The organism is Actinomarinicola tropica (genome assembly GCF_009650215.1).
Taxonomy (GTDB): Bacteria; Actinomycetota; Acidimicrobiia; order Acidimicrobiales; family SKKL01; genus Actinomarinicola; species Actinomarinicola tropica.
In genome coordinates this window covers 2,696,323-2,715,859 of sequence record NZ_CP045851.1, presented here as the reverse complement: position 1 = coordinate 2,715,859, position 19,537 = coordinate 2,696,323, and the positions used below count along the sequence as shown (strand labels likewise).

General features: G+C 72.9%; 17 protein-coding genes. 7 read left to right on the top strand and 10 right to left on the bottom strand.

The features are described from left to right. Positions 1–35 precede the first annotated feature (35 nt). Together GH723_RS13335 and GH723_RS13330 are read left to right on the top strand one after the other, a co-directional pair. Positions 36–1,127 carry a hypothetical protein gene (locus GH723_RS13335; protein WP_153760107.1) on the top strand — a complete coding sequence of 364 codons (1,092 nt, stop codon included), beginning with the start codon at positions 36–38 and terminating at the stop codon, positions 1,125–1,127. A gap of 73 nt (positions 1,128–1,200) precedes the next feature. After that, entirely contained in the window at positions 1,201–2,811 is a 1,611-nt protein-coding gene (locus GH723_RS13330; RefSeq protein WP_153760106.1) for a hypothetical protein, read from the top strand. Positions 2,812–2,831: 20 nt separating this feature from the next. Here the strand turns inward: GH723_RS13330 and GH723_RS13325 are convergent, their stop codons facing one another. The 6 genes from GH723_RS13325 to GH723_RS13300 are packed head-to-tail and all read right to left on the bottom strand — an operon-like array spanning position 2,832 to position 9,004. Further along, positions 2,832–3,920: a glycosyltransferase family 4 protein gene (locus GH723_RS13325; RefSeq protein ID WP_153760105.1), complete on the bottom strand. Its 1,089-nt coding sequence runs from the start codon at positions 3,918–3,920 to the stop codon at positions 2,832–2,834. Next, positions 3,917–5,158 (bottom strand): O-antigen ligase family protein, encoded by a 1,242-nt coding sequence (locus GH723_RS13320; RefSeq protein ID WP_153760104.1) that lies wholly within the window; start codon positions 5,156–5,158, stop codon positions 3,917–3,919. Before GH723_RS13320 ends, GH723_RS13325 begins: the two co-directional genes overlap by 4 nt. Continuing rightward, positions 5,155–6,012 carry a glycosyltransferase gene (locus GH723_RS13315; protein WP_153760103.1) on the bottom strand — a complete coding sequence of 286 codons (858 nt, stop codon included), beginning with the start codon at positions 6,010–6,012 and terminating at the stop codon, positions 5,155–5,157. The genes GH723_RS13320 and GH723_RS13315 overlap by 4 nt, the downstream gene beginning before the upstream one ends. After that, positions 6,009–6,983 (bottom strand): NAD-dependent epimerase/dehydratase family protein, encoded by a 975-nt coding sequence (locus tag GH723_RS18525; protein ID WP_229023230.1) that lies wholly within the window; start codon positions 6,981–6,983, stop codon positions 6,009–6,011. The genes GH723_RS13315 and GH723_RS18525 overlap by 4 nt, the downstream gene beginning before the upstream one ends. A 2-nt stretch (positions 6,984–6,985) precedes the next feature. Beyond that, the gene (locus tag GH723_RS13305; protein WP_153760102.1) at positions 6,986–8,053 is read right to left on the bottom strand and encodes a Gfo/Idh/MocA family protein; all 1,068 of its coding nucleotides are present in this window, start codon (positions 8,051–8,053) and stop codon (positions 6,986–6,988) included. Between the two features lie 9 nt (positions 8,054–8,062). Then, positions 8,063–9,004, bottom strand: a complete 942-nt coding sequence (locus GH723_RS13300) for a glycosyltransferase family 2 protein (protein WP_195210299.1) — start codon at positions 9,002–9,004, stop codon at positions 8,063–8,065. Positions 9,005–9,134: 130 nt separating this feature from the next. On the opposite strand from GH723_RS13300, the gene GH723_RS13295 reads away from it, so the two are divergent. Further along, entirely contained in the window at positions 9,135–10,427 is a 1,293-nt protein-coding gene (locus GH723_RS13295) for a lipopolysaccharide biosynthesis protein (protein WP_195210298.1), read from the top strand. 1 nt (position 10,428) lies between these two features. Here the strand turns inward: GH723_RS13295 and GH723_RS13290 are convergent, their stop codons facing one another. Continuing rightward, positions 10,429–11,547: a DUF1996 domain-containing protein gene (locus GH723_RS13290; RefSeq protein WP_195210297.1), complete on the bottom strand. Its 1,119-nt coding sequence runs from the start codon at positions 11,545–11,547 to the stop codon at positions 10,429–10,431. A gap of 75 nt (positions 11,548–11,622) precedes the next feature. Between GH723_RS13290 and GH723_RS13285 the strand changes: the two genes are divergently transcribed. From GH723_RS13285 to GH723_RS13270, 4 genes are read left to right on the top strand one after another with little or no spacing between them, the layout of a single operon-like run. Next, positions 11,623–12,591 carry a Gfo/Idh/MocA family protein gene (locus GH723_RS13285; protein ID WP_153760098.1) on the top strand — a complete coding sequence of 323 codons (969 nt, stop codon included), beginning with the start codon at positions 11,623–11,625 and terminating at the stop codon, positions 12,589–12,591. Further along, a complete protein-coding gene (locus GH723_RS13280; protein ID WP_153760097.1) occupies positions 12,588–14,255 on the top strand; it encodes a hypothetical protein in 1,668 nt (555 codons plus the stop codon). The genes GH723_RS13285 and GH723_RS13280 overlap by 4 nt, the downstream gene beginning before the upstream one ends. A 4-nt stretch (positions 14,256–14,259) precedes the next feature. After that, complete coding sequence (locus tag GH723_RS13275; protein WP_195210296.1) at positions 14,260–15,327, top strand: glycosyltransferase family 2 protein; 1,068 nt, start codon at positions 14,260–14,262, stop codon at positions 15,325–15,327. Between the two features lie 38 nt (positions 15,328–15,365). After that, positions 15,366–16,691 (top strand): protoporphyrinogen/coproporphyrinogen oxidase, encoded by a 1,326-nt coding sequence (locus GH723_RS13270; RefSeq protein WP_153760095.1) that lies wholly within the window; start codon positions 15,366–15,368, stop codon positions 16,689–16,691. Here GH723_RS13270 and GH723_RS13265 read toward each other — a convergent pair whose 3' ends face one another. From GH723_RS13265 to wecB, 3 genes are all read right to left on the bottom strand, one after another. Beyond that, entirely contained in the window at positions 16,692–17,789 is a 1,098-nt protein-coding gene (locus GH723_RS13265; protein ID WP_229022828.1) for a class I SAM-dependent methyltransferase, read from the bottom strand. 33 nt (positions 17,790–17,822) lie between these two features. Then, positions 17,823–18,353, bottom strand: a complete 531-nt coding sequence (locus GH723_RS13260) for a flavin reductase family protein (protein WP_153760094.1) — start codon at positions 18,351–18,353, stop codon at positions 17,823–17,825. Positions 18,354–18,431: 78 nt separating this feature from the next. Further along, entirely contained in the window at positions 18,432–19,520 is a 1,089-nt protein-coding gene (gene wecB, locus GH723_RS13255; RefSeq protein WP_229022827.1) for a non-hydrolyzing UDP-N-acetylglucosamine 2-epimerase, read from the bottom strand. Positions 19,521–19,537 lie beyond the last annotated feature (17 nt).

Sequence of the window (19,537 nt, the reverse complement as noted above, 5' to 3'; positions counted from 1 at the left end):
GAGCCGCACCGGCGTCGAGGAGTACCGTCACGCCGGTGCGGCTCGCGACGGATCTCTCCGCCCACCGGGAGGACGTCCCCGTCGTCCCGTACCTGGCGCCGCTCCTGCCCGGCTGGACCCCTGGTGGTCCGACGGCGTGGGACCGGCGCTTCGACGCGTGGGGGGCCGTGGCGAGCGACCACCTCCAGCTGGTCGACGTCGAGGACGCCGACCTCGTCGTGATCCCCACGGACTGGTACTGGGTGCGCGGACCGTCGTGGGCCACCCGACCCGACCGCGCGCTCGCCCGTCGGCTGCGCGAGGTCCACGAACGTGCCCGTCGTGCCGGCGTGCCGGTGGTCGCGTTCTTCACGGGCGACCGCTCGTGCGACGGCGTCGGCCTCCGGGGTGCGGCCGTGGCGCGGGAGGGCGGCTTCGCCCGCCGCATGGGTCTCCGCGACCTCGCCCTGCCGGCCTTCGCCGAGGACCTGGTCGCCGAGCACCGGGGCGGAGTCCTGCCCGAGCGGTCGGCCGGCGATCGGCCCGTCGTCGGGTTCTGCGGGCTCGCGGGCCGACGGTCGGGCGCCGCGGCTGCGGCGCGCCTCGCCGCCTTCCGCGCCGTCGTCGCGGTGCGCGAGCGGCGACTCGATCCGTCGCCCTACCTCGGCGAGAACCTCCGGACCAGGGCGCTCGAGATCCTCGACCGGTCCCCGCTGGTCGACACGAACTTCGTCGTCCGCTCCTCGTCGGTGTTCTTCCGCGACGCCGCCACGACCGACCTCGACGACGTGCGCCGCGAGTACGTCGACAACCTCGAGTCGAGCGACTACGTGCTCTGCGTCCGTGGCTCGGGGAACTACTCCTACCGCCTCTACGAGGCGCTGAGCATGGGGCGCATCCCCGTGGTGGTCGACACCGACCTGGCGCTGCCCGCTCCCGCCGACGTGCCCTGGGGCGACATCGCCGTCTGGGTGCGCCACCAGGAGCTCGATCGGCTGCCCGAGCTCGTGGCCGCGCACCACGCGGCGCTCGACGACGACGAGCGACACGACCTGCAGCGCCGCGCTCGCGCCGCCTGGGTCGAGCACCTGTCCCCCCAGGGCTGGTTCCCGCACCTGGGCGAGCGGCTCGGGCTCGGCGCGAGGTGACCGGCCGGGGTCGCCACGGACCGTCGCGAGCCGGGCACTAGAGTCCACCCACGCACGAGCGGAAGGTCACCGGGTGGAACTGGTCTACATCACGAGAGCGATCCGCCGGTACTGGTGGGTCACCGTGCTCGGAGCGGTCCTCGGGCTCGTCGCGGGCATGGCGCTCGGCGGCGGCGGGGTCGACAGCTACGTCGCCGAGGCGCGCGTCCTCGTCGCGCCGCCGAGCGACGCCGGCTTCGGCAGTACCTCCAACGATCGGTACGTGCAGAACCAGCTGCTCGTCCTCGACTCCGAGGCCATCGCCGTCGCCGTCGCCGAGGAGATCGGCGACATCTCCGCCGCCGAGGTCCGCAGCGCCGCGACCTTCGAGCAGATCCCGGGCAGCGACATCCTCTTCGTCACCGTCACGGCCTCGACCCCCGAGCTCGCCCGCGACATCGCGAACGGCTACGTCGACGCGTACTTCCGTGCGTCGCGCGAGCAGCTGGATGACGCCCAGGAGCCCGACCTCGCGGCCATCAACGACGCCATCGGCGACGTCGAGGAGGCGCTGGCCACCGTCGACGCCCGCATCGAGGAGGTCATGGCGCCGTACGTGAACCAGCCGGCGGCCGTCGAGGTGCCCACCGTCGACCAGGTCTCGCCCACGCTCGACACCGAGCGCCAAGCCCTCCTCGACCAGTACTTCCAGCTGCTGTTCTCCCGCAACGAGATGACGCTCGGCGCGCAGACCCGGGTCGCCACCCAGGTCGTGCAGCGGGCCACCCTGCCCACCGCCCCGACGTCGGCGGGCATGTCGCTCCTGCTCGTCGCCGGCCCGGTGGCGGGTCTGATGCTCGGCGGGCTGGCATCGGTCGCCCTGGCCCGCACATCCAACCGCATCCTCGACGAGGACGAGGCCGAGGACGTCCTCGGCATGCCGGTCGCCGCCCGGGTGGCACGCGACCGCGGGCTGGCGGCGCCACGTCACGACCTCGTCGGCCCGACCCCCGAGAAGGTGGTCGGCACCATCCACGAGCTGTGCGTCCGCGCCGAGGCCTCCGCCGTCAGCGGCCCGGCCCTCACCGTCGTCGTCGGCGGCGCCGACGAGTCGGCGGGCAGCACCACGGTGGCGCTGGCCATGGCCCGGCACTTCGCCGGGATGGGCTCCCAGGTGCTCCTCGTCGACGCCGACACCAGCGACCCCGAGCTCACGACCCTCGCCGGCGAGGGCGTGAGCGGCGTGCGGATGCTGCTGTCCGACGACCCTGCCCGGACCTCACCCTCGGGCCGTACCGACCGCAACCGGCCACGGCACCCCTACATGCGCACGGGCGTCAACGGCCTGCGCTTCTCGGGCCTCGGCGAGGTCGCCGACGCCCACGGCATCCGCCGCCAGGACGCATCCACCCTGCTCGAACGGGCGAGCGAGCACGCGCAGGTCGTCGTGGTCGATGCCGGCGTGCTGATGGACGCCGCCGCCAACGTCGCCCTCGCCCAGCTCGCCGACGTCGTCGTGCTGACGATGCCGGCCAAGCGGCAGCGCCGGTCGACCCTCGAGGTCACGATCCGCCAGCTGTCCAGCCGCGGCGCCCTCCTGCCGGTGATGACCGGTGCGGGAACCGGGAAGCACCGCGCCACGCCCCGCCCGACCCCGACGGAGACCTCCGACGCGCCGTCGGAGGTCGAGGTCGCCTCCCGCTAGAGCCTGGCCTCGCGGTCGCGTCAGCCGACGACGCGCTCGAGCAGTTCCTCGTAGCGAGCGGCCACGACCGACCAGGCGAAGCGCTCGCGTGCGGCCGCCACGCGCCCCGCCGCTCCCGCGTCGCGGCCGGCGCGGAGGTGGTCGTCGAGTGCCGCCACGAGCGCGGTGCGGTCGTCGGTGTCGACGAGCCCGTCCAGCTCGGGGAGGATCCACTCGGTCACGACCGAGCGGTGCGCGACCACCGGGAGCCCGGTGGCCATGGCCTCGACGTACACGTTGCCGAACGACTCGACGTGGGTGAGGTGGAGCAGCAGGTCGGCCGATCGGTACAGGGCCGGCATGTCGTCGTGGGCGAAGCTCCTGCGCTGGAAGCGGTCCGGTCCGAGCAGCTCGGCGCCCAGCCTCTCCACCTCCGCCTCGAGCGGTCCGACGCCGGCGACGACGAGCGCGGCGTCGTCGAGTGCCGCGACGGCGCGGATGCCGTCCTCGACCCGCTTCGAGGGGATGAGCGCGCTCACTATCAGCACGAGCGGTCGGTCACGTGGGAGCCCGAGACGGTCGCGATCGGGATCGCCGGGGGAGAAGCGGTCGACGTCCACGCCGTTGGGGATGAGCTCGCAGTTCCACCGCTCGCGGTTGCGCTCCAAGTAGAGCGGGTTCGTGCAGACCAGCGCGTCGCACGAGAACAGGCGGGCGTCGCCCTCGTCGAGGAGGGCTGGCCAGTCGCCGTTCTCGGTGACGAAGACGTGCGGCGGTCGACCGCCCCGCGCCGGCCGCCGGAGGAACAGGTTGTCCCAGGGGAAGCCCCCGGTGATCGTGGCGTCGAACCGCCCCGTGCGGAGGCGGGCCAGGGCGGCGAGGTTGAACCCGAGCGACTCGTAGCTGCTCGGCTCGCGCAGCAGGGGCAGGGACGGCAGGCCGCTCAACCGCTCCCGGTCGATCACCGGCGTCCGCCGGTACCGGTAGGCGCGGTCGTGGCGGATCGGGCCGCTGCCGTGCACGACGACGTCGTGGTCCCGGCGCGCGAGCCCGTCGCCGATCGCCTCGAGCGCGACCTCGGCGCCCCGATGGACGCGGTGCAGCCCCGGGAAGGACACGAGGACCTTCATCGGAGCTCGCCCTCCAGGTGGGCGAGTCGCACCCTGAGGGCCAGGGCGTGGAAGGCGCACAGGAAGGCGAGCCACTGCCCGAACGTCGCGACCTCGCTGATCGAGAGGAGCAGGATCAGCGCGGCGTAGGCCATCAGGTAGCTGGCGAGCGGTGTGTCGTGGAGCATCACGACGAGCGCGGTGCGGAAGTAGGCGATGACGAGCACGAAGAACAGGGCGAGCCCGATGATCCCGAGCTGCAGCAGGATCTCGATGAAGCCGTTGTGCGCGTGGTACACGATGAAGCCGAGGCCGCGCAGGATCGTGCGCGTCGGCTCGGCGTCGTTGTTGATCCACACACCGCCGATGCCGTACCCCGACCACGGTCGGCGACCGATCGCCTCCAGGCTGTTCGCCCAGATCTCGGTGCGGGAGGTGAGCGTCGGGTCCTTCCCCGCCGCACCCACCAGCGTGGGCAGGTTGACGACGCCGAGGTAGGCGACGGCGAAGCCGATGGTCGAGCCCAGCGTCAGCAGGAAGCTCCACGTCTCCTTCGGTGAGGCGGACAGCTGCCTGATGAACCAGGCGAAGACGAGCAGCATCGTGCCGACGACGAGGCTGGTCGTCGACTGCGAGAGCACGACGAACGCCAGCGCGACGGCGATGCTGGCGTTGCGGACGAACGGCCGCCGCTCGAGGTAGGCGAACGTGATGACGGCGAACAGCATGAACGGAGCCATGCCGTTCTTGTGGATGAAGCTCCCCCGCCAGCCGGGCGTGCCGTCCATGTGGTTCATGGCCAGCCCCGGGCTCATCAGGGTCCACAGGACGTTCCAGGCGATGGTGACCTGGCAGGCGAGCACGAGGCCGCGCCTCACCTCGGCCAACGGCATCAGGCTGACGATGGCCGTGAGGCACACGATCGTGGGGATGATGTCCTGGGTGTCGCGCACCCAGACCCACTCGTTGAACGTCCACATGTAGGACGCCACCCACCAGCTGAGGTAGGCGAGGACCGGGAGGCTGATGACGAGCCGGCCGAGCTGGCGGATCGGACCGAGCAGGATCATGCCGACCGTGGCCGCGATCAGCAGTAGCAGGTACATCTTCGGCTTGACGAACTCGAGGGCGCCGAAGCCGGCCATCACGGCCACCAGCAGCGCCACGTGCCCGCTGACGATCCAGAGCGGCGTCGAGCCGATCGACGGCGTGCCCTCGGCCGGGGCGCCGGCCCGCTGCGACGGGGCCAGGGTGCTCACGTGGCGACCCCCTCGACGCGGGCGGAGTGGTCGCGCTCCCACGAGCCCCCGGAGGCGCGGCGGCCGAGCACGCGCCCCGCGACGACCAGCACGACGTAGGCCGCGAGCCGCGGCCACCAGCGCGGGTCCCGGCCGAGCACCAGCACCTCGCGCGCGGTGCGGGTGGTGGAGGGGTGGGCGCGGTCGCTGTGGGTCGCCGCGAGCTCGGCGTTGCCCCGGTAGACGCGAGCGAGCGTGCGGACGAGCGACCGCGTGTCGCGCGGGACGCGCACCACCACCGGAGCGACGCCGTCCACGACGGTGACCTCGTCCAGCTCGACGACGCGCGCCGCGAAGAGGTCGTCGGCGACGACGTCGGGGAACGTGCCGAACCGCCCGCGCGCCTCGGCGCTCAACCCGTAGACGCCGGCGCCGAAGAGCTCGCGTCGCAGCGACGGCATGGCTCGTCGCACGGCGTAGAAGGCGCGCACCGGCCAGGTCGACCCGGCGTCGTCGTGGGTGACGGGAGGGCGTGCCGCGACGGCGCCCGACGCGAGGGCGTCGAGGACGGCGACGGCCGACGGGCCGGGGAGCTCGGTGTCCGCGTCGAGGTAGATCCGGGGGAGGGCCGTCGTCGCGGCCTCCGCGGCGCGGATGGCGCCGACCTTGCCGACCGGTCCGAGCTCGAGCAGGTGCACCGGGTGGCCCGTGCCACGGACGACGTCCTCGGTGCCGTCGTCGCAGCCGTTGCACGCGACGACGACCTCGACGTCGTCGGGCTCGATCCCGTCGAACAGGGCGTCGAGGGTCCGTGCGATGACCGCGGCCTCGTTCCAGGCCGGCACGACGACCGACCCTCGCAGCTCGCGGCTCATCGCCGCCGTCCCTCGACCATCAGCTCCACGCCCTCCTCCATCGGCACGGCGGGCACCCAGTGGAGGAGGCGGCGAGCGCGTTCGTTGCTGTAGGCGAGGGGCTTCCAGCGAGCCTGCTGGCGCCGGTGGGCGAGGAGCTCGGGCAGCTTGGCCCGACCGCCGAAGGCGAGTCGGTCGACCAGAGCGACGGCGCGACCGGCGAGGTCGACGAGGCGCCAGGGGACGGGGATGGGTCGTGCCGACGTCGCCCCGGCCGATCGACAGGCCCGGAAGAACTCGAGGTGGGTGGGCTGCTCGTCGTCGACGACGTCGATCGTGGCGCCGGCGGCACCGGGGCTGGTGAGCGCGGCCACCAGGGCGTCGGCGCAGTTCGTCACGTAGGTGAGCCGCATCGCGGCGTCCGAGCCCAGCACGAGCGCGCAGGGGCCGACCCGGAGGGCGGCGCCGTGGGCCCAGTCCTTGCCCGGGCCGTAGATCGCGCCCGGTCGGAGCACGACGAGCTCGGTGCGACCGTCGCACGCCTCGCGGACGAGCCGCTCCTGGAGGATCTTCGTCGCGGTGTAGGCGTCACGCCGTTCGGGGTGGGGCTCGACGGGGCTCGACTCGTCGAGCGTGGCTCCGGCGTGCAGGGCGGCGAAGTCGTAGACCGAGAACGAGCTGCAGTGCACGAAGCGGGCGAGCGACGGCAGGTCGAGCGCGGAGAGAAGGTTCTCGGTGGCCACGACGGTGCCCGCGAGCTGCTCGGCGAGGTCGCCGCTGGCGGCGGCGGCGAGGTGGACGACGGCGTCGACCCCTCCGAGGGCGTCGACCCACGGTCCCCGTTGGCGGAGATCGCCCCGCAGCACCTCGACCCCGTCGGGGGCCTGCGCCGATGACGCCGACCGGATCATGGCGACGACGTCGTGGCCGGCCGCGACCGCCGCCTCGACCACCGCCCGCCCGAGGAACCCGCCCGCGCCGGTGACGAGCACCCTCAACGCCCCACCTCCGCGAGCGCGACGAGCTGGTCGGTGAGGCGCGCCGTCGCGACGATCTGCTCGGGGGCGATCGGCGGCTCGGTGCCGTCCCGCAGCGCGTCGTGGAGGGCGTCGATCATGCGAGGCAGGCCGTGGTAGGTCGAGTGCTGGCGAACCTTGTCGAGCAGGTTGGCGACCGAGGCGCCCGCGATGCGGGTGCCCGAGCGGAGCTGGGCGATCGGCCCGCCCACGCCGGTTGTGCGTCCCTCGAACCGCAGGTAGGGGTTGTACAGGTCGGTCTCGACGCTGGCCTCGGTGCCGAGGACCCGCAGACGGAAGGTGTCCGGAGCGACGTCGGAGGCGACGCGCAGGCGCCCCCGCACCTCGCCGGCACGGACGAGCGCATCGAGCTGGTCGAAGCCCACACGGGCGTTGCCGCTGGCGTTGACGAGGTGCCCCACGACGTCGTCGACCGCAGAGGAACCCGCAAGGAGCAGGAAGAGGTACGACAGGTGCGGGAGGAAGTCGTGGACGGCGCCACCGGGCAGCGCGACGCCCGGACCGGACAGGTTGAGGTCGCCGAACGGGCCGGCCGTGAGGTCGAGTGTGAGGCTCACCTCCACGTCGCGGACCGCGCCGAGCCGGCCGGCGCGGATCAGCTCGTCGACGGCGAGCACCGGATCGTTCCACCGGAGGTTCTGCGACTCGACCAGCCGGCGGTCGGCGGCGGCGGCGTGGGCGAGCAGGTCCTCGGTGACCGCGCAGGTCGGGGCGAGCGGCTTCTCGCACAGGACGTGAGCGCCGGCGTCGAGCGCGTCGCGCACGATGTCGGGGTGGGTCTGGGGCGGCGTCAGCACGTGGACGACGTCGAGGTTCTCGGCCTCGAGCATCGCTCGGTGGTCCAGGTGGCGGTGCGGGGCGCCGTAGGTCTCCTGCGCGAAGCGGGCCGTCGCGTTGGACCGGTCGCAGACCGCCACCAGCTCGGCGCGGGAGGACCCGCGGAGGTGCCGGAGGTGCTCGTGGGCGATGGCGCCGCAGCCGATCACACCCGCCCGCAGACGTCCGGACGGTCGGGGAGCGGTCACCGTCGAAGCCTAGTGGTGCGCCACCCGCACCCCGGCCGCGCCGGCGACCATGCCGGCACCCCGGGCCGCGGTGGCGAGGGCGTAGCGCACGTGCGGTGGACGACCGCTCGCCACGCGGGCGAGAGGGCGGACCACCGCCGTGAGGATCGTCTTCGCCCCGCGCAACGCCCACCGGAGTCGAGGGGCCTCGCCGACGGTGTGGTTGGTGACGAACTCGGTGTTGCCGAGCCAGTAGCGGGACCGAAGCTGGTAGCGGTAGGTCCAGCGCTCGGGCGGCTCGTGCCCGTGGACGATCGCCCGGGCGGCGAAGGCGATGGTGAGCCCGGCGCGCCGGGCCGTGCGGAAGAACACCATGTCCTCGCCGCCGAGCACGCCGAGGCCCGGGTCGAACCGCAGGTCGGTGCGCTCGCGCAGCGACGCCGCCCGGATGAACGAGTTGTTCGTCGCCGCCACGTCGAGGCGCTGGCCGTCGTCGAACCGGAACTGCGCGTCGTCGAGGAACGGCTGCTCGGAGAGCCACGCCGGCGCCCCCTCGGATCCCCCGAGGAGGCACGGACCGGTGACCACGTCGGTGCCGTACCGCTCCTGCGCCGCCAGGTGCTCGGACAGCCAGGTGTCGACGGGTTCGCAGTCGTCGTCGGTCATCGCCACCCAGTCCGCCAGGGGGAGGGCCCCCTCGAGCGCCAGGTTGCGGGCGACGGAGATGTTGCCCTGACCGGAGGTCCGGTAGGTGAGGCCGAGCTCGAAGCGGTGGGCCGCCTCGTCGCAGACGGCGCGAGCCCGCTCGTCGGGGTTGTCGTCGACGACCACGACACCCACGTGCGCCCGGTCGCCGAGCTCGGCGGCGTTGCGCTCGACGGCGGCGAGGAGTCGACGCAGAGGCTCGTTGCGCCGGTAGGTGCAGACGGCGACGACGATCCGCACCGGCTCGGCCCCGGTCGGGCGATGCACGGACCTTCCGGGCCGTCCCGTAGATTCCACCGGATCGAGCATGACCGAGGAGGATACGGCCCCGGGGGCGCGTCGCCGGCCGGCGGACGAGGAGGGTGCGCGTGAGCGTCGCGCCGGCGGGGAGGGAGGCATGATCCCGGAACGGGTGCGCGCCGCCGCGTCCCGCCTGCCCTCGCTCGGCCCCAAGCTGCGCGAGGTCGCCTCGGCGCTGAGCCTCGAGATCGCGTCGGCCGCCTCGCTCGCGGTCATCTTCCCGCTCACCATCCGCGGGCTCGGCACCGACGCCTACGGCGAGTACACGACGATCTACGTGATCGCCGGGTTCGCGCTCACCTGGGTGTACGCCGGCGGCGGGGCGGCGGCGGTCCAGCTGGTCATGCAGCGCCGCCGTTTGACACGGTCGGTGATGGTCGTCGGCCGCCGTCAGGTGACAGCCCTGGCCATCCCCTGCGGACTGGTCGGCATCGCCCTCACCTACGCCGTGCTCGGCGGGCACCTCTGGCTGGCGGCTGCCCTCCTCTTCGGGAGCGACCTCCTCGTCGGCGGCATCACCGAGGTCAACCTCGCCCTCGTCTTCGCGCACAAGGGCATGGGCTCCATCGTCCGGATCCGCCTGATCGACCCGGTCGTCCGGGCGATCGGCGTCGGGCTCCTCAGCGTCACCGGCAACATCACCATCCTCAACCTGGTCCTGCTCAACATGGGGACCCGCCTGATCCTGCTGGGCGCATCGATCCTCGCCGTGCGCCACCTGCTCGACGAGCGGTCCGACGAGGAGGGCGAGCCGACCGATCGAGGCGAGATGGCCCGGCTGTCGGCGCTCTACTCCACATCGATGTCGACCAACTCGGTGCAGAACGAGGGCGAGAAGTTCCTCCTCGCCACGTTCCGCCCGACGAGCGAGGTCGGCGAGTACAACGCCGCCTACCGCGTCGTGTCGGCGGCGCTCATCCCCCTCCAGGCGGTCTACGCGGTGGCCACCCGTTGGTTCCTGCCGCCCGACGACCGCGTCGGCGGACACGTCCGCAAGTCCCTCCTGATGACCATCCCGTCGCTCGGGTTCGGCATCGCCTGCGCCATCGGCATCGTGGTCGGCCAGCCGATCATCCGGTGGGTCCTCGGCGAGGAGTTCGAGTCGGCTGCCCACATCACGCTCTGGCTCGCCTTCGTGCCGCTCCTCCACGCCCTGGCCGAGATCCCGCCGCTCGGGCTGCTCGGCCTCGGCGAGAACCGCCGACGGATGTACCTGGGCGTCGGCGCGGCCTCGGCCGCGATCGTCGTCTACCTCGTGCTCATCCCCCAGCTCGGCTGGAAGGGCGCGGTGATCGGCACCTACTTCTCGGAGCTGGTCACGATCGGCGGCGGGTGGTGGATGCTCGTGCGGTGCCAGCGCCGCAACGACGGCGCCTCCTCGCTCGCCTGACTCAGGGCGGTGGGGGCGCCGGTACGCGCCCCGCGGGGAGCCCCACCTCCGGCCCGCCGAGCTGGGTGCCGTCGCCGAGCTCGCCACCCACGCAGTTGAGGAGGCCGACGATGCAGCGCTCGGTCCAGGTCTCCTGGACCTCGGGGTCCCACGCACCGAACCAGTCGGAGTGGAACGTCGAGCCGTCGGGGTACGCCGGCTCGCCGGGCGGGCGGTCCGACGAGAGGTGCCAGTCCGCGGAGTCCCCCTCGTGGGGGTACCAGATGCCGATCGTCAGCTCGGGCAGGTGCACCGGGTGGCTGTCGGGGCACGCCTCCGTGCCCGTATGGGGGTCGCGCACCTTCTGCGCCACGTGGCGGCGGTGGTCGGGGGAGTCGAGGTTCACGCCGTCCCAGCAGGGCGGGAACGGCAGCACGACCCCCACCAGCTCGTCCTCCGGGCAGGAGGGGATGGTCGGGCCCTTGTCCTGCGTGACCTCGCAGTACCAGTCGAAGTGGTCGCCCTCGCCGGTTGCTGCGTCGTAGCCGGCGATCATGCGCAGCCCGGGCGGGAGCTCGTCGACCGACCGGACCTCGGCGGCGGTGCCCGTGCCCTTGTAGTACACGGAGACGAACTCGGGCAGGACGACCTGTCCCTCGGCGTCGAGCACCGCGGGTGCCCAGTAGCCGGTGCGGTTCAGGATCCCGCCCTGGCAGGTGGAGCCCCCCGCGGCGCGCAGGGACTCGTAGGTGCTCGACGCGTCGGTCTCGGTGTTGCCGAAGAACATGTGCAGGTGGGACGCGCCCGGCTCGCCGGGGTTGACGATGGGGTCGTCGTAGGCGAGGTGGGACGCGACGCAGATCGTGCGGAAGTTGCCGGAGGGCTCGGCAGCCGACGACTCCGGGACCTCGCCCTCGACGCGGATCGCCTCGGCGGTGGCGGTCGGCGGCGGACCGCCGTCGGCCGACGGACCCGGGGGCGCCGAGGTCCCCGATGACCCGGTGACGAGGCCGGCCAGGCCCCGACGGTCCGACCGGTCGGACCCCGGGGCGACGGCGAGGACGACGAGCGCGACGGCGGCCAGCACGCCGAGCACGGCCGCTCCGGTGACCGCCGCTCGCCTCGTCGATCTGGTCTCCATCGAGCGCGCACCTCCCGGCGACGTCCGCGTCGACGCTAGCGTTCGTCCGACGCGAGGCGACATCGGAGGGTGGACATGGGCAAGCCGGTCATCGCGCTGATCGGCGCGGGCCAGATGGGCTCGAGCCACGCGCGTGTGATCTCGGAGTCGTCGGAGGCGGACTTGGGCGTCGTCATCGACCGCGACGCGACGAGCGCGGAGGCGGTCGCAGGACGTCACTGGTCGCGCGTGTCGAGCGACCTCGAGGACGGCATGGCCGCCGACGCCGTCGTCGTCGCGACGTCGACCGGCGCGCACGTGGCGTGCGCGCTGCCCTTCCTCGAGGCCGGCATCCCGACGTTCATCGAGAAGCCGCTCGCACCGTCGCTCGCCGAGGTGGACCAGCTGCTCGAGGTCGCCGAGCGCAAGGACGTCCCCGTGATGTGCGGGTTCGTCGAGCGCTTCAACGCCGCCTACCGGACCACCGCCGGCCTCCTCGACGAGCCGCCGAGCCACGTCGTCACGGTGCGCCACTCGCCGCCGGCCCCGCGGATCGCCTCGAGCGTCGTCGGCGACATGCTGCTCCACGACCTCGACGTGGCACTCAACCTCTTCTCCGGTGAGGAGGGGACCCTGGTCGGCGCCGCGTGTCACCGGCCGCCCGGCGCAGAGTTCAACGAGATCGCGGACTGCTCGATCTCCTTCGGGTCGGGGATCGCCACCCTGTCGGCGAACCGCATGGCGCAACGGAAGATCCGCACGCTGGCGGTCCACGCGCCGCACCAGTCGATCGAGGTCGACCTCCTGCGGCAGGACGTCACCGTCTACCGCAACGTCAGCCAGGAGATCGTGCGGGGTGGCGGCGGCGTGGGGTACCGCGCCTCGACCGAGATCGACATCCCCTTCGTGCGCCACCTCGGTGAGCCGCTCGCCCTGCAGCTCTCGCACTTCCTCGGCCTGGTCGACGGCCGGGGCGACCACGACGAGGAGCGCGCCAGGATCCGTCCGCCGCACGTCCTGATGGGTCGAGTCGAAGCCGCCAGCGCGGGACCGAGCGGCTCGTGAGCCGGACCGAGGTCACCCACGAGGCCACGGTCGCACCCGAACAGGGGCGCACGCTCGTCGAGGTCGGCGCCGCCGCGGCGCTGGCGCTGGTCCCGTTCCTGTGGCGCGTGGCCGCCGGGACCCGCCGCCTCCCCAACGATGACACCTGGGCCTACGAGCGGATCCTGGACACCTTCGTCGCGACGGGGCGCATCGAGCTCATCGACTGGAACGACATCACGCTCCTCGGGATGCTCCCGCTCGCGCGGGTGTGGACGGCGATCGTCGGGGACGGGACCCTTCAGATCCACCTGCTCGGATCGGTCATGGGCTTCGTCGTCCTGATGGCGCTGCGGGACCTCCTCCGGACGTTGGCGTCGCGTCACGTGCTGTTGGTGATGTGCAGCGTCGGCGCCTTCAGCGGCTTCGTCGTCACGACCGGCACGTTCATGTCCGACCTCTTCGCGCTCGCCGGGTCGATGGTGGCGCTGGCCGCCGCCGCCAGGCTCGCTGCCCGACCCCACGCGGCGTCCTCGACCGCGCTCCACCTCGCCGTCGCCATCGCCGCATCTGCCTTCGCCTTCAGCGTGCGGCAGCAGGCTGCGGTCGCGATCGGCGTCAGTGGTCTCCTGCTGCTCGTCGCCCGCTCGCGCGCCCGTTGGTCGTGGCTGATCATGGGCGTCGGCTTCGCCGCGATCGCCGGCCCCTTCTACCTCTGGCGAGCGGGCCTGGAGCACGGCGGTGGCGTCATCGTCCTGTTCAACTCGCGCCTCATCCTGGCGAGCTGGGTGCTCATGGGTCTCGGGCTCTGCCTCGGTCTGTTGCCGATGGCGCTGCGCCGGGGCGGCACCGAGCTGCGCGGCTCGTTGACGGCACGGCTCGTCGTGTCCGTCCTCGTCGCGATCGCGGCGGCGGCCGGGTCACCGACCGATCTCGTCAACGACTACCTGTCGATCATGCGGTGGCTCGCCGAGCTGGGGGTGGTCGGCCGTGTCGTCGCCGCTGTGGTCCTCGCGAACGTGGTCCTCACCGTGCTCTTCGGTGCGGCGGCGCGTCGCATCGACGTTCGGGACCCCTTGCAGCTCGGCCTGGCGCTCGGCGCTGCGGTCGCACTGCTCGCCGACGTCGTCGTCATCTTCCTCAGCAGCGACTTCTACAGCCGGTACTCCCTCTTCACCCTGAGCCTCCTGCTGGCGCTGTGGTCCTGCTCGACGCGCGCGCCGTCGACGTCCCGACCGGACCTCCGCCGGCGCCAGGCACTCGCATGGGGCGCACTCGCGGTCACCGGTCTCGCGGCCCTCTGGACCCTCGACCGCGCCCAGACGCCGGTGCGCGTCCGCGAGGAGCTCGCCGACGTCGCCGCATGTCTCGGGGTGCCGGCCGAGGAGCTCGACGCCGGACTGGTGTGGATGGGTATGCACACCGACGGCATCGCCGTCTCGCGCTTCCGTGACCAGCCGCTGATCGAGGACGGGCTGCCGCCGACGCAGCACCACCGGGTGTTCCCCGACGTCGAGCGGCGCGCGGTGGTCCTGGAGGACGAGCCGCCGCCGTCCGACGCGTACACCGTCGTCGGACCCTACGAGCGGTCGGGTCTCCTGCCGGGCAACGGCGCGATGGGGTGGCTCGTCGTTCGAGGTGACGTCACCGAGGATGCCGACGCGTGCATCCGGGGGAGCGGGTGATCTCGTGAGGATCTCGGTCGTCGTGCCGTGCTTCGACTACGAGCGCTTCGTGGGGCAGGCGCTCGACAGCGTGCTGACCGGTACCCGCGCACCCGACGAGCTGATCGTCGTGGACGACGGCTCGACCGACCGCTCGGCCGAGGTGGCGGCGGCACGGGAGGGCGTCATCGTGGTGCGCAAGGCGAACGGCGGGATGGCCAGCGCCGTGAACCGCGGGATCGCCGAGTCGACCGGCGACGTCGTCGTGCTCCTGGATGCCGACGACCTGGCGGCCCCGGGTCGGCTCGCCTGGGTCGAGGAGGCGTTCGCGGACCCGGCCGTGGTCATGGCTTGGCACCCCCTCGTCATCCGGGACGAGCGGGGCGGTGAGCACGGGTGCTGCCCGAGCGGGCACCTCCCCGGTGGCGACCTCGTGTCCGCCGTCCTCGCAGAGGGCTTGCCCTCGTTCGCGGTCACGAGCGGCATCGCTGTGCGGCGGAGCGCGCTCGACGCCGTTGGCCCGATCCCCGACGACCGCTTCCGCAACTTCGCGGAGTCGTACCTCGTGCGCACGGTGCCGTTCCTCGGTCCGGTCGCCAGCACCCAGCAGCCGCTCGGCGTCTACCGCTCCCACAGCGGCTCCGACATGCGACGAGTCGACGGGGTCGACGTGCCGGCGATGGTCGCGAAGCTCGACAAGCGACTGGCGATGGCCGACACGGAACACGCCACCCTTGTCGAGGCGGCCGCGGCGGCGGGCCACCAGCTGCTCGTCGAGGACCTGCGCGCCTGGGACGACGTCTACCTCGACCTGCACCGCGCACGGGCGCGCCTGCGCGCGCCGAGTCGTCGCGCCGCGTGGCGGGAGATGCGGGCCGTGGACGCAGGGAACGGCTCGACGGGGCAGCTGCTCGCCGCCATCGCCTACACGGTGGCGCCCCGCTCGTTCGTCGTCCGGCACCAGCTCGTCCGCGGCGGCGAGCCCGACGTCAGGGGCCTGTCGCGGGCGTGGTCGATTGCGTACTGGCGTTGGGTGGCGCTGCGCCAGGCGCTGGCCCGACGACGCCGTCGGTCGGGTGCGCCGTTGCTCTAGGGTTTCCCGTCCGGAACGAACGCAGGGAGCGGAGCGGAATGCGACACAAGGCCGTCGTCGTGGGTGCGGGACTCGCAGGTCTCGTCGCGGCGCGCGAGCTCACCCGGCGCGGCGTCGAGTGCGAGGTGTTCGAGGCCAGTTCCCGCATCGCGGGGCTCGCCGCCTCCGAGCGGGACGAGCGCGGCTTCTCCTACGACGTCGGCGTGCACTTCATCACCAACCGCCTCGCCGCTGCCGTCGGCGTCGGCGCCGAGTGCCGCACGGTGGCGCAGTACGGCGAGGCGGTGTGGATCCGTGGGCGCTCCTACCAGTACCCCCTCGGGCTGATGGTCGACCCGCGCTACGCGTTCCCTGCGGCCCGAGCCGTGCTCGGCGGTGGCGGTCGTGAGCCGCGCACCGCCCGGGAGTGGTTCCGCGGCGCCTACGGCGATCGTCTCGCCGAGGAGATCGCGATCCCGCTCGTCGAGGCGTGGTCCGGTGCGACGGCCGACGAGCTCGCGGCGTCGGTCGGCGGGAACATCCCGTCGAGCATCCCCCACACGCTGTTCCTCCGTGCGGCGTCCAGGCTGACCCGGCGAGCGGTCTCGCTCGGCTACAGCCACGAGGCGCCCGAAGCGGCCGGCGTCTTCCACGTGTACCCCGAGGACGGCGTCGTCGCGATCTGCGAGGCGCTGCTCGCGGCATCGGAGGCCGAGTTGCACCTCAGTACCCCGGTCCAGGGCATCGCGACCGACGGCGACACCGTGGTAGGGGTGCGCGCCGGCGACGCCGAGATCGAGGCCGACCTCGTGGTCAGCACCGCGCCGGTGCACATCCTCCCGAAGATCGTGAGCGGCACAGACCGCCTCGACGACCTGGCCGGCTTCCGCTACCGGCCCATGACGTTCGTCAACCTCTTCCTCGACGGGCGGGGCCTGCTGCCGGAGGTGGTCGTCTGGACGCCCGAGGAGCACTTCCCCTTCTTCCGCCTCACCGAGGCGCCGCTGTCGATGCCGCTCCAGGCTCCGGCGGGGAAGACCATCGTGACCTGCGACATCGGCTGCGAGGTCGGCGACGAGGTCTGGACCGCCGACGAGGACGCCCTCGCCCACCGGTGCCTGACGGCGCTCGAGGAGATCGTCCCCGACATCCGCGGCCGTCATCTCGGCACGCGCGTCGTGCGCACGCCGATCGCGTACCCCGTATACCTCCGGGAGTACGAGGAGCGTCGCAAGGAGTTCACCGAGAGCACGGGCATCGACGGGCTCCTGTCGATCGGGCGCAACGGCGAGTTCGCCCACATCCTCATGGAGGACGTCTACTGGCGCACCCTGCGGCGGGTCCACGACTGGGCCGAGTCGAACGACGCCGCCGTCACGGTCTGATCAGCTGCCGGGGCGGCGGAACACACCTCGCAGCAGCGCGCCGCGGCCCGCGAGCTGGAACGCGCTGTCGAGCACGGTCCCCGCGGCCAGGGCGACGGAGCCCTCGAGGCTGAGCGGCCGGATCGCCCACTCCGGCGCGCGCAGGTCCACCAGCATGTTCCGCAGCGAGTAGACCCAGTTCACCGGGCTGACGACGGTGCCGATGGACTCGACCTCGAGCCCGCCCGCCTCCGCGGTGGCCGCGAGGGTGGTGCGGTCGTAGAGGTGCCAGTGGCGGGGGAAGTGGTACCCGCCCCAGTGGCGGGAGCGGAAGATGCGGAAGTCGGGCGACCCCACGTTGTCGGTGACCACGACCAGGCGACCGCCCGGTGCCAGCACGTCGTGCACCTGCTGGAGGAGCTCGACGGGCGACGGCACGTGCTCGATCGTCTGGATGAGGAAGGCGAGGTCGACCGACCCCGGGTCGATGTCGGCGTCGGCGAGCACGGTGTCGTGGACGACGAGGCCCCGTGCGCGGGCCGCGGAGGCGGCACGTGCATCAGGCTCGACGCCCTGCACCGTCCAGGTCCCACGGCCGTAGCGCCGGAGCAGGTCGAGGTGGAAGCCGTCGCCGCACCCGACGTCGAGGATGACGGCGTCGTCGGAGAGGCCACCGGCCCACCGGAGCACCCGACGAGCCTCCAGTCGCTCCCGTACCTTGTAGACGAGGCCGAACCGCTCCTCGGAGAAGTCGAAGGCGTGGTACTCCGGGGGGTAGATCCGGTCGAGCTCCTCCACCGTGGGGCGGGGGTCGAGGTACACGAGCCCGCAGGTCGTGCAGCGCACCGCCAGGAACGCGTCGGGGCTGGTCCAGTACTCGAAGTCCTCGCCGACAGCGAGCGGTTCGACGATGGTCGGCCCGCACAGGTCGCAGGGCACACTCTCGAGCCGGAGCGGTGCGCCCCGCCCTCGAGGACGTCGCGCGACGGTGCGCCAGCCGCGCGCGATGCGCGGGGGGGCGTCGCCCCCCGTTCGCCGGCGCAGGAACGCTCCACGAGGTGCGGGGACGTACCGCTCGTACCCCGCCCGGTCGTCGGTGGCTTCGACCTCAGCTGTCACGCGCAGGATGCTAGGCCGCGACGACGAGGGGCGTCACAGGCCTCGGAGCTGGCTGCGGAAGAAGATGAGCGGGTCCCCGGGCCGGGTGGCGACGTCCATCGCCCGCACCTCGGCGACGACGAGGTCGTGGTCGCCCGCCTCGTGCTCGCCGGCGATCGTGCAGTCGAACCACGCGAGCGCGTCGTCCACGACCGGTGCGCCGGACGGGGCTGGCGACCACGCCACCCCTGCGAAGCGGTCGTCCCCGGGTCGCGCCAGCTGCCGACAGATCGAGCCGTGCGCCTCGGACAGGACGCTCACCGCGAAGCGCCGGGAGGACCGGACCTGGGTCCACGTCCACGAGCCGCGGTTCACGCAGAAGGACACGAGCGGTGGGTCGAGCGATGCCGAGGCGAAGGAGCTGACCGTGAGACCGATGGGTCGGCCCGCGCCATCGAGGGCGCAGACGGCGGTGACGCCGGAGGCGAAGTTGCCGAGCGCCGTCCGGAACGCGACCGGGTCGGTGGGGTCGAGTCCCCTACCTCGGTCGCCACCGTCGTCGCCTGCGTCCGCGTGCTGCGTCATCGGTCCCTCGCGCCTGTGGGCAACCGTGGTCCCAGCATGCCACAGCTGCCCTTGCGCCGGTCGGCCGTCGGCGCGACGTCAGCGTCCGCCGACGAGCTCGGCGATCGCCGCGACGCAGCGCGCCGTGGCGTCGTCGCCGTAGGGGTACGGCAGCGCCGCCAGCGCCGCGTGGGTCGCGGCGACGTCGGTGAGCAGCTCGCGGGCGGTGTCGCCGATGCCGGGGCCGACGGGGACCAGGTGGGCGAACGTGCCGAGGATCTCCGGCCGCTCGGTCGAGTTGCGGACGATGACCACGGGACGCTTGACGATCGTCGCCTCCTCCTGGACGCCACCCGAGTCGCTCACCATCAGGGCGCAGTCGGCGGCCAACCCGATGAACTCGCGGTAGCCGAGCGGCTCGACCACGGTCAGCCGGTCGAGCAGGCCACCCAGGTCGAACTCCGCGGCACGCGCCCGCGTGCGCGGGTGGAGCGGAAGGACGACCGGGAGCTCGAGGTCGCCCAGCTGGGTGAGGATCGTGCGGAGCTTGTCCTCGGAGTCGGCGTTCTCGGCGCGGTGGACCGTGGCGAGCACGTAGCGGTCGGCCTCGACGCCGAGGTCGTCCCGCAGCGCGGCGCGGGCGTCGTCGCCCGGCAGCATGTCGACGAGGGCGTCCCGCAACGTGCTCCCGGTGACCCGGATGCGGTCCGCCGCGATGCCCTCGGCCTCGAGCAGCCGGGCGTTGGTCTCGTGGGGCGCGAGGCAGCGGTCGGCGAGGGCGTCGATCAGCACCCGGTTGTGCTCCTCGGGCATGGCCCGGTCGAAGCTCCGGAGCCCGGCCTCGAGGTGCACGATCGGGATCTCTGCCGCGTTGGCCGCCAGCGCGCCGGCGAGGCCCGAGTTCGTGTCGCCCTGCACGACGACGACGTCGGGGCGCGTCTCGAGCAGGAGGTGCTCGATGGCGACGGTCGCGTGGCCGATCTGGGCGCCGCGCGTCAGGCCGCCGACCTCCAGGTGGTGGTCGGGGTCACCGATGCGGAGCTGGTCGAGGAAGGTCCGGCTCATGCTGTCGTCGAAGTGCTGCCCCGTGTGCACGACCCGGGCGCGGGGACCGAGCGCCCGCACGATCGGCGCCAGCTTGATCATCTCCGGGCGCGTACCGAAGACGACGGCGACGGACGGTTCCACGGGTTCCTCCTCGAGGC

What these genes read in the sequence shown, in the direction of transcription:
- GH723_RS13270 (WP_153760095.1), top strand. Translation starts at nt 15,366, where the DNA reads ATGCGACACAAGGCCGTCGTCGTGGGTGCGGGACTCGCAGGTCTCGTC.
- GH723_RS13285 (WP_153760098.1), top strand. Translation starts at nt 11,623, where the DNA reads ATGGGCAAGCCGGTCATCGCGCTGATCGGCGCGGGCCAGATGGGCTCG.
- GH723_RS13295 (WP_195210298.1), top strand. Translation starts at nt 9,135, where the DNA reads ATGATCCCGGAACGGGTGCGCGCCGCCGCGTCCCGCCTGCCCTCGCTC.
- GH723_RS13260 (WP_153760094.1), bottom strand. Translation starts at nt 18,353, where the DNA reads ATGACGCAGCACGCGGACGCAGGCGACGACGGTGGCGACCGAGGTAGG.
- GH723_RS13325 (WP_153760105.1), bottom strand. Translation starts at nt 3,920, where the DNA reads ATGAAGGTCCTCGTGTCCTTCCCGGGGCTGCACCGCGTCCATCGGGGC.
- GH723_RS13315 (WP_153760103.1), bottom strand. Translation starts at nt 6,012, where the DNA reads ATGAGCCGCGAGCTGCGAGGGTCGGTCGTCGTGCCGGCCTGGAACGAG.
- GH723_RS13290 (WP_195210297.1), bottom strand. Translation starts at nt 11,547, where the DNA reads ATGGAGACCAGATCGACGAGGCGAGCGGCGGTCACCGGAGCGGCCGTG.